General features: G+C 58.5%; 7 protein-coding genes. 1 reads left to right on the plus strand and 6 read right to left on the minus strand.

Features of this window, described 5'->3' with window-relative positions:
* Positions 1-331: 331 nt before the first annotated feature.
* The 6 genes from NW827_RS04240 to sufB form a co-directional block, all read right to left on the minus strand.
* On the minus strand, positions 332-532 hold the full coding sequence (locus NW827_RS04240) for a hypothetical protein (RefSeq protein ID WP_414359183.1): 201 nt from the start codon (positions 530-532) through the stop codon (positions 332-334).
* A 204-nt stretch (positions 533-736) separates the two neighbouring features.
* The gene (locus tag NW827_RS04245) at positions 737-2,125 is read right to left on the minus strand and encodes a 1-acyl-sn-glycerol-3-phosphate acyltransferase (protein ID WP_414359185.1); all 1,389 of its coding nucleotides are present in this window, start codon (positions 2,123-2,125) and stop codon (positions 737-739) included.
* Positions 2,126-2,241: 116 nt separating this feature from the next.
* Positions 2,242-2,691 carry an AbrB family transcriptional regulator gene (locus NW827_RS04250; RefSeq protein ID WP_414359186.1) on the minus strand — a complete coding sequence of 150 codons (450 nt, stop codon included), beginning with the start codon at positions 2,689-2,691 and terminating at the stop codon, positions 2,242-2,244.
* A 360-nt stretch (positions 2,692-3,051) separates the two neighbouring features.
* On the minus strand, positions 3,052-4,359 hold the full coding sequence (gene sufD, locus NW827_RS04255; protein ID WP_414503369.1) for a Fe-S cluster assembly protein SufD: 1,308 nt from the start codon (positions 4,357-4,359) through the stop codon (positions 3,052-3,054).
* Positions 4,356-5,129 (minus strand): Fe-S cluster assembly ATPase SufC, encoded by a 774-nt coding sequence (gene sufC, locus NW827_RS04260; protein WP_414359190.1) that lies wholly within the window; start codon positions 5,127-5,129, stop codon positions 4,356-4,358. Before sufC ends, sufD begins: the two co-directional genes overlap by 4 nt.
* Before the next feature lie 67 nt (positions 5,130-5,196).
* The gene (sufB, locus tag NW827_RS04265) at positions 5,197-6,633 is read right to left on the minus strand and encodes a Fe-S cluster assembly protein SufB (protein ID WP_414403286.1); all 1,437 of its coding nucleotides are present in this window, start codon (positions 6,631-6,633) and stop codon (positions 5,197-5,199) included.
* Between the two features lie 169 nt (positions 6,634-6,802).
* Here sufB and sufR point away from each other — a divergent pair, with 169 nt between their 5' ends.
* Positions 6,803-7,513, plus strand: coding sequence for an iron-sulfur cluster biosynthesis transcriptional regulator SufR (gene sufR, locus NW827_RS04270; RefSeq protein ID WP_414403285.1), 711 nt, complete (start codon positions 6,803-6,805; stop codon positions 7,511-7,513).
* Positions 7,514-7,745: the final 232 nt, after the last annotated feature.

Here is a 7,745-nt window from a genome sequence, read left to right on the forward strand (position 1 = left end):
CCTAGACCCAGAAAAAGGCACGGTGACTTCAGGAGCAGACGGCCTGGGTTTTTAAAGACGCCCATGACTTCGGCTTCGCTCCCAGCGCGTCTCTGCTTTACCAGAAGTCTGGCTTGGGCAGCAAAGAAGCATGGGCCTCTCCGACTACCGCTCAGCTTGTCTTCGGAGGTTGATGTTCCTCGAGGAAGATCCAACAAGAAACCCGACAACCCCAGCGAAAACTAGTGAAACTGGCCGAGACCCTAACCACATCAGCAGAGCTCAGAGGCGGCCATCGGCACCTTGGAAACAGAGCCAGGGATAGCCCCCTTAGAAGGGGAGGGGATCCCTGTCAGCGCCGTCGAGCGCAGCGACGCAGCAACCACCTAGCGGCAGCCCGATCACCCTCATCCCAAGCTAACCGCTCCACGGCCACCATCACTATTGAGGTAATCGCCGCCTCGCTAAGACGTTGAGAACGCAGCTGCTGCACAGCTAACGTAGCGGCCTCAAGATCGCGTTTGCGAATGGCGCGGAGCAGCTCCTCAGACATAGGTGAAGGCCAGCCTGCCTGATATCCCTTGCTCCCTTTCTACCGCAAGTGCCGGGAGCTTCCCTTTTCCTTCACTTTCCTGTCAGGTAATGCAAAGATTCGTCTTGCGGGCCCAAAATGCTGCAAAAAAACCTTCTGTCCTAGCAGGGAAAGCTGGGCTAAGGGGGAGGGGCTGGCAGACCCCGTTCGCGGCGCAACCCTGAGTCAGCCAGCGGGAACAGCCGTAGGGGAGGGCAGGAGTCGCTCCATGGCCGCCTGCAGCTCCTGCGTCAGAGCTTGGATAGCTTGCCGGCGGTTGGCCTGGTAGGTGGACCAGCGCTCTGAAACTGAGAGGGGATCTCCAATGCGGAAACGGGCTAATCGCGGTCCCAGCTGAGGGGGAGGAGCACTCAGGGGATTCTGGCCTTTGATCCAAGCCAGTAGGTGCCACAGTCGCAGTGCGGTTTCAGCCAGCTCCTCCAGGCTAGGCCGCTCAGGTAGGGGACGGACAGCAAACACCATCAGGGTTTCCACCAAGCGCATGTGCCAGAGGTGGAAAGTGGCTTCAGAGGCAATGCGATTGGCCAGCCCCTTCTCTACAGCTGAGAGGGTAGCAATATTGGAAATATCTTCCCGGTAGATCCAGGACCAGCCTGCCTGTTCGAGGCGATGCCGCCGCTCGATGAAGTCTCCCTGCGGCTGTAGGCCAAAGCGCTGCTCAGCCACGCGCAGAGCCAGATCCGATAAGCTTTGTAGACGTGCCCGCAGATCCCCTCCCTCTCTCCGCTTGATCCGAATTGCAGTAGGCAAAGTAGGAGCATAGAAGCGCTCGTAAAAGCCCTCCATAATCTGAATGAGATGTTCAGCCAGGCGGAGCAAGCGGGCCATGAGAAAGCCTTGGCCAACATGGGCGGAGCGCCTGGTCGGCAGCTGGCAATCGGCCTCCATGCGGCGGAGTAACCTATCGAGGGCTGCCCGGGGATCCTTCAAGTAGTAGTAGCGGAGGCCCACCGGTAGGATCAGCACTTCCTCGGGCCGCCCCGCCTTGAGCAGATCTTCCACGGCCCAAAAGCTCAACTGGGCTACCCCCGGCTCCAGCGGGTTAAGCAGCCCACTCATGCCGTTGATTGTCCCCTCGGGTGCTACTGCCAACGGATAGGGGCCCGAGACCAACTGCTCGCGAGAGCTCTTCAGCCCCGCCCGATCTAGACGGCCCCGCAAAATCGGGATCCCACCCAGCCGGGGCAAGCCCCAACTGGCAATGGCCCCCAGCCATAGCGGCAGGCCGCGGTCGTAGACAAACAGGACGTGGGGCCGCCGCTGGAGGCGGATCCCCTGCTGTCGGGCCAGCTGCGGCAGAAGATGGGAAAACAAGTACAGCAGGCAGGGGGGATCGTCGAGAGTGGGGTGGCGAAAGGCTACCAACAGGCGAATCTTGCCCGCCTCAAATTGCTGATAAAGCTGAGCCAACCGCTCGCCCCCATCCACCTCAACGCGCGGGATCCCTTTGGCCCAGCGCAACCAAAAAGGCAAGCCTGTTTGCACAAAACGAACTACCCACGGCGTCAATCGCGGCGGCAGAAACTGGAGGGGAGGTTGAACGGTCTGCTGCATAGGGATCCTCAGTCTAGGGGATCAGCACCTTCGGTAAACCTATGCTTTGGATCCCATCATAGGGAAGGCTAAAGAGGCACTGCTGCTCCACTGGATCCCCTCTCTTGAGAAGGCCTTCAACCTCCTGCCGCTTTTTTCCGGGAGCCCCGCGTCTTTTTGGGGGGAGCTTCTTCTGAGGTTGCGTCCTCCATGACCTGGCCGTTTAACACCTGCTTGAGGTGAATGTGCTTATAGCCCAGCTGGATCTCGAACTCATCGCCAGGCTTGAGATTCATCTGTTTGGTGTAGGCAGACCCGATGATGATCTGCCCATTTTTGTGAACGCTGACGCGAAAGGAGGGCTCGCGACCGCGCTTTTCCCGGCTAGAGCTGGGGCCGAGGCTCAGACCTTTTGCCGCCAGCACCGCATCATAAAAAGCATTTAAGTTGACGCGGAGCTTGTTGTTCTTGGTCACGGTTACGTAGCCACAGCGCTTTGCCGTTTCCCGGCGAGGCAGGTGCCCCAAAGCCTCTATCTTCTGCAATAGAGCCTTCCCGGTTAGAGGTTGTGGTGGTATATCCGACATTTTCTAATACCCTACAGCCCTCTCTAAGAGATCATAACCTCCTGACGTACTTCTGCAAGCAAAAGTTTGCGACTCCGTTCCGGGTCGTATTTCACTCTAGGGGAGAAAGGCTCTTCTCAAGGGGGCATTCAATGGATGTTCTGCCTCTGGATAAAGAGGGGTGCAAGAAGTGCTTAATCTAGCCTGGCTTCTGGAACTTCAGCAGCAGAGAGATGGGATTGATTTTGCCCAAATGGCTCAGGAAGGCCCCCTGCCGTCAGCCACAGACCGTTCCACCATAGGCAGGGCAGAGACCCGTGGCCGCGGCTATGGGCTACGGCCCCTCCTTTTGCAACGGTTAGCTGTCAATGGGAAGGCAATTTAGCCAGGCCCCAACTGCTGGGCTACCAGAGAGGGAAGCTGAGCCACAGGGATCCCCTCGAGGATTTCGGCTGCAAAGGCGTAGGTGAGCAGTTGGCGGGCTTGGGCTAGGGGGATGCCGCGGCTTTGCAGGTAGAAGATCTCCTCGGCCTCCAGTTGGCCCACGGTGGCTCCGTGGGTGCATTTGACGTTGTCGGCAAAGATCTCCAGTTGGGGCCGGGTATCCACCCGCGCTTTGGGGCTTAGGAGTAAGTTGCGGTTGGTTTGGGCTGCGTCGGTTAGTTGGGCTTCTCGACTGACGAGAATGCGCCCGCTAAAGACCGCACGGGCTGTCTCGTCGACAATGCACTTGTGCAGTTGGCGGCTGCTACCCTGGGGGGCTTGGTGCCTCAAGCGGGAGTGGGTGTCACTGTGCTGGGATCCCTTCAGCAGGGTCAGCCCCTGCAGGTGGGTGTGGGCCTGGGGCTCCACCTGGGCAATCTCCAGGTTGTGGCGGGAAAACTGGGATCCCCACTGCAGGACCTGCAGCCGGTAGTGGCTGTGGCGACCCTGGCGCACAGCAGTTTGGTTGATGTGAAAAGCCTGGGATCCCTGCCGCTGCAAGATTACATGGTGCAGGCGGGCTCCTTCGGCCAGGGCAATCTCGGTAACGGCGTTGCCAAAGGGAATCCCTGCCCCCCCCGAGACGTGATCCTCAATGAGGGTGAGGGCAGTGTTAGCCTGCAAAGTTACCAGGCAGCGGGGCTGGGCCAAAACCGCCTCTCCCTCTGGGGCCAGAGTGATCCAGAGCAGGTGCAAGGGCGGCAAAACCTCCTGCTGGGGCAGCAGCTCAATCTGGATCCCATCGCCTAGATGGGCGGTGTTGAGGGCGCTGAAGACGTCGACCTTGGCGATGGTTTGCAACCATCCAGGAGCCGACTGGCTTAGGGGAGTAATTCGCAGGGCTGAGGGCAGGCCGCTCAAGTTAGAAAGGTGGGGAGCAAAGTAGCCGTTGACAAAGACGGCATAGCTGTAACGGCTTTCCGGCCACAGCCAGGGCTCAAGAGCGGCTACCTCCAGACCTGGCTCCCCAGGGCCGGCTAGGCGAAAGGTGTGGGCCACTAGCGGCGAGAGGTCGCTGTATTTCCAGTCTTCCTCGCGGGGGGTGGGGATCCCCAGTTCCGCCAGTTGGGCGCGGGCCTGCTGTCTCAGAGGGGTATGGGGATCCTCCACCTCCGGAATTTGGCGGAGGATGTGCTCTAGAAAGGAACGGCCAAAGCGCTCAGCGCCCCCATCTCGAACCGAGGACTTGGGCACCGCAGCGCTCATCCCACCTCCTCCTTGAGCCAGTCGTAGCCCCGCTTCTCCAGCTCCAGCGCCAAGGTCTTATCGCCGCTAAGGAGAATGCGCCCCCCTTCCATCACATGCACATAGTCAGGGGTCACGTACTCCAGCAGGCGCTGGTAGTGGGTAATGAGGAGCATAGCCTTCTCAGGACCAGCCAGTTGGTTAATGCCCTGGGCAACGATGCGCAGCGCGTCGATATCCAGGCCAGAATCCGTCTCGTCCAAAATAGCCAGCGTGGGTTCCAGCACGGCCATCTGCAGGATCTCGTTGCGCTTTTTCTCACCGCCAGAAAACCCTTCGTTGACGGAGCGCTCCAAAAAAGCCGGATCCATTTTGACCAGACCCAGCTTTTGGCGCACGAAGTCATCAAACTCAAGGGGATCCATTTCCGGCTGATCCCGATATTTTTGCCGGGCGTTGTAGGCAGCGCGCAAGAAGTCCAAGTTGCTCACTCCGGGAATCTCGATGGGGTATTGAAAGGCCAAAAAGATCCCAGCCCAGGCCCGCTCCTCCGGCTCCATTTCCAAGAGGTTCTTGCCTAGATAGAGAATCTCACCTCCTGTTACCCGGTAGTCCGGGTGGCCGGCCAAGATCTTGGAGAAGGTGCTTTTCCCGGAGCCATTTGGACCCATGAGGGCGTGAATTTCACCGGCCCGGATCTCCAGGTTCACCCCCTTGAGGATAGGGGTGCCGTCGATCTCAGCCCTGAGATCGCGGACAGATAAGATGACAGGGCTGTTTTCCCGGATCATGTCAGCAGTTACTCTTGGGTCGAAGTAGGGGTGGGCAGGCTTGCCCCCAATTGTACTCGTCGGGGATCTAGCCAACGGATCCCTCCAGCTTCAGGCTTAGCAGCCGATCCGCCTCGACGGCAAACTCCATCGGCAATTGGTTGAACACCTCTCGGCAGAAGCCGCTGATGATCATGGAGACGGCGTCTTCTACAGAAATGCCGCGCGATTGGAAGTAGAACAGTTGCTCTTCTCCAATCTTGGAAGTGGAAGCTTCGTGCTCTACCTTGGCAGTGTTGTTTTGCACCTCAATGTAGGGGAAGGTGTTGGCACTGCACTGATCCCCAATCAAGAGAGAATCGCACTGGGAAAAGTTGCGGGCGCCCTCTGCTTTTGGCCCAATTTTTACCAGGCCACGATAGCTGTTTCTAGAGTGCCCTGCCGAGATGCCTTTGGAGATGATCTTGCTGCGGGTGTTGCGGCCTATGTGGATCATCTTGGTGCCCGTGTCGGCCTGCTGGTAGTGGTTGGTCAGGGCCACTGAGTAGAACTCGCCCACCGAGTTTTCCCCTACCAACACACAACTGGGATATTTCCAGGTGATGGCAGAGCCGGTCTCCACCTGCGTCCAGGAGATCTTGGAGTTGGCCCCCTGACAGAGGCCGCGTTTGGTCACGAAGTTGTAGATGCCGCCCTTGCCGTTTTCGTCGCCGGCATACCAGTTCTGCACCGTCGAGTACTTGATCTCGGCATTGTCTAGGGCAATCAGCTCCACCACCGCTGCGTGCAGTTGGTTGGTGTCGAACATGGGAGCCGTGCAGCCTTCTAGGTAGCTGACGTAGGATCCCTCGTCAGCAATGATTAGGGTGCGCTCGAACTGGCCCAACTCGCCGTTGTTGATGCGGAAATAGGTGGAAAGCTCCATTGGGCAGCGCACCCCTTTGGGCACATAGACAAAGGAGCCATCGCTAAACACTGCCGAGTTCAGCGCCGCGTAGTAGTTGTCGGTAATAGGTACCACCGTGCCCAGGTACTTGCGCACCAAGTCAGGATACTCCCGCAGCGCCTCCGACATGGAGCAGAAAATGATCCCTTCCTTGGCCAACTTCTCCCGGAAGGTGGTGGCCACTGAGACACTGTCGAAAATGGCGTCTACTGCAACATTAGCCAGCCGCTTTTGTTCCGACAAAGGGATCCCCAGCTTCTCAAAGGTTTCCAGCAGCACGGGATCCACTTCGTCGAGGCTCTTTTTCTTCTCCTTTACCTTGGGAGCAGAGTAGTAGACGATGTTCTGGTAGTCAATGGGTGGGTAGGTGACGTTTGGCCAGGTGGGCTCGCTCATCTTCAGCCACTGGCGGTAGGCCCGCAGCCGAAACTCCAGCATAAAGTCCGGCTCTCCCTTCTTGGCCCAAATTTGCCGAATGATGTCCTCGTTTAAGCCTTTGCCGATGGACTCAGAAGGGATGTCGGTAACAAAGCCGTACTTGTAAGGCTGGCTAACCAGGGTGCGGACGCTCGTAGACATGGATAGCTCTCGGTTAGGGACAGGGGCAAAACTGGTGGCCAATTAAAACAACATGGTTGTTGCTTAGCTAATCCTCAGGTTACTTTAGGAATGATCCCGTTGTCAAAGTAGCAGAGAGCGGGGCTGGCAGCGGCAGCTGAGTAAACCCAGTCCAACTAGGAGGGCAAGGGTGGAGAGCGCGCGGAAGATCAGCGGTCCGTTTACGCAACCCCTTTCCAGCAAGCAGGCCATTTTGATCTACCTGCGCAAGGCGGGGCAGGCCACCGCCCAGGCTTTGGCAGAGCACCTGGGCATTTCTCCCCAAGCAACTCGCCGCCACCTCAAGGATCTGGAGGCGGAGGGACTGATCCACCATGTCGCACAGCCCAGTGGCCTGGGCCGCCCCCAACACCTCTATCAGCTTAGCCCCCAGGGGGAAGCGCAATTCCCTGCCAGCTACGACAAGTTTGCCCTTGGCCTGCTCAACACGCTGGCTGAAACTCTGGGAGCGGAACAGATGGGATCCTTACTCCAGCAGCAGTGGCAGCGCAAAGCCCAGGAGTACCGAGCCAAGATAGGCTCTGGATCCCTGACCGAGCGGCTGGAGCGCTTGGTGCAGTTGCGCCAGGCAGAGGGCTACATGGCGGAGTACTACCCCTATCCTGCCGACCTGGCTGCACCGATTGCAGCAGAGGGGTCTAAGCACTATGTCGAGCAATATGTTTTCGTGGAGCACCACTGCGCCATCGCCCAGATTGCCCAGCGCTTTCCCAGCATCTGCGGCCACGAGCTGGAGATGTTTGCCGCCGCCCTGCCCGATTGCCGGGTGGAGCGCCTCACCTGGCAGGTCAAGGGGGAGCACCAGTGCGGCTACTGGATTGCCAGGGCAAGCTTAGCTTGAAGATCGGCCGGGGAAAATTGGCTGGATTGATCGGGATCCCGTCCTAGGGGATGTCAAACAAAACTTTTTCGGGTATAGTCATAGCAGGCTAGCGAACTTTCAGTGCAGGCCAATGCTTTGGCGCGCTCCCTTTTTTGGCTACTTTACCTTTCCCTGGCAACGACCAGGGCGGAAGGGTGGCGCGTAAACTCAGAACCTAGGTTTACTCGAGTCCGTCCTGAAGCCCTGGGCC

The organism is Synechococcus sp. H70.1 (assembly GCF_047502705.1).
GTDB lineage: Bacteria > Cyanobacteriota > Cyanobacteriia > Thermostichales > Thermostichaceae > Thermostichus.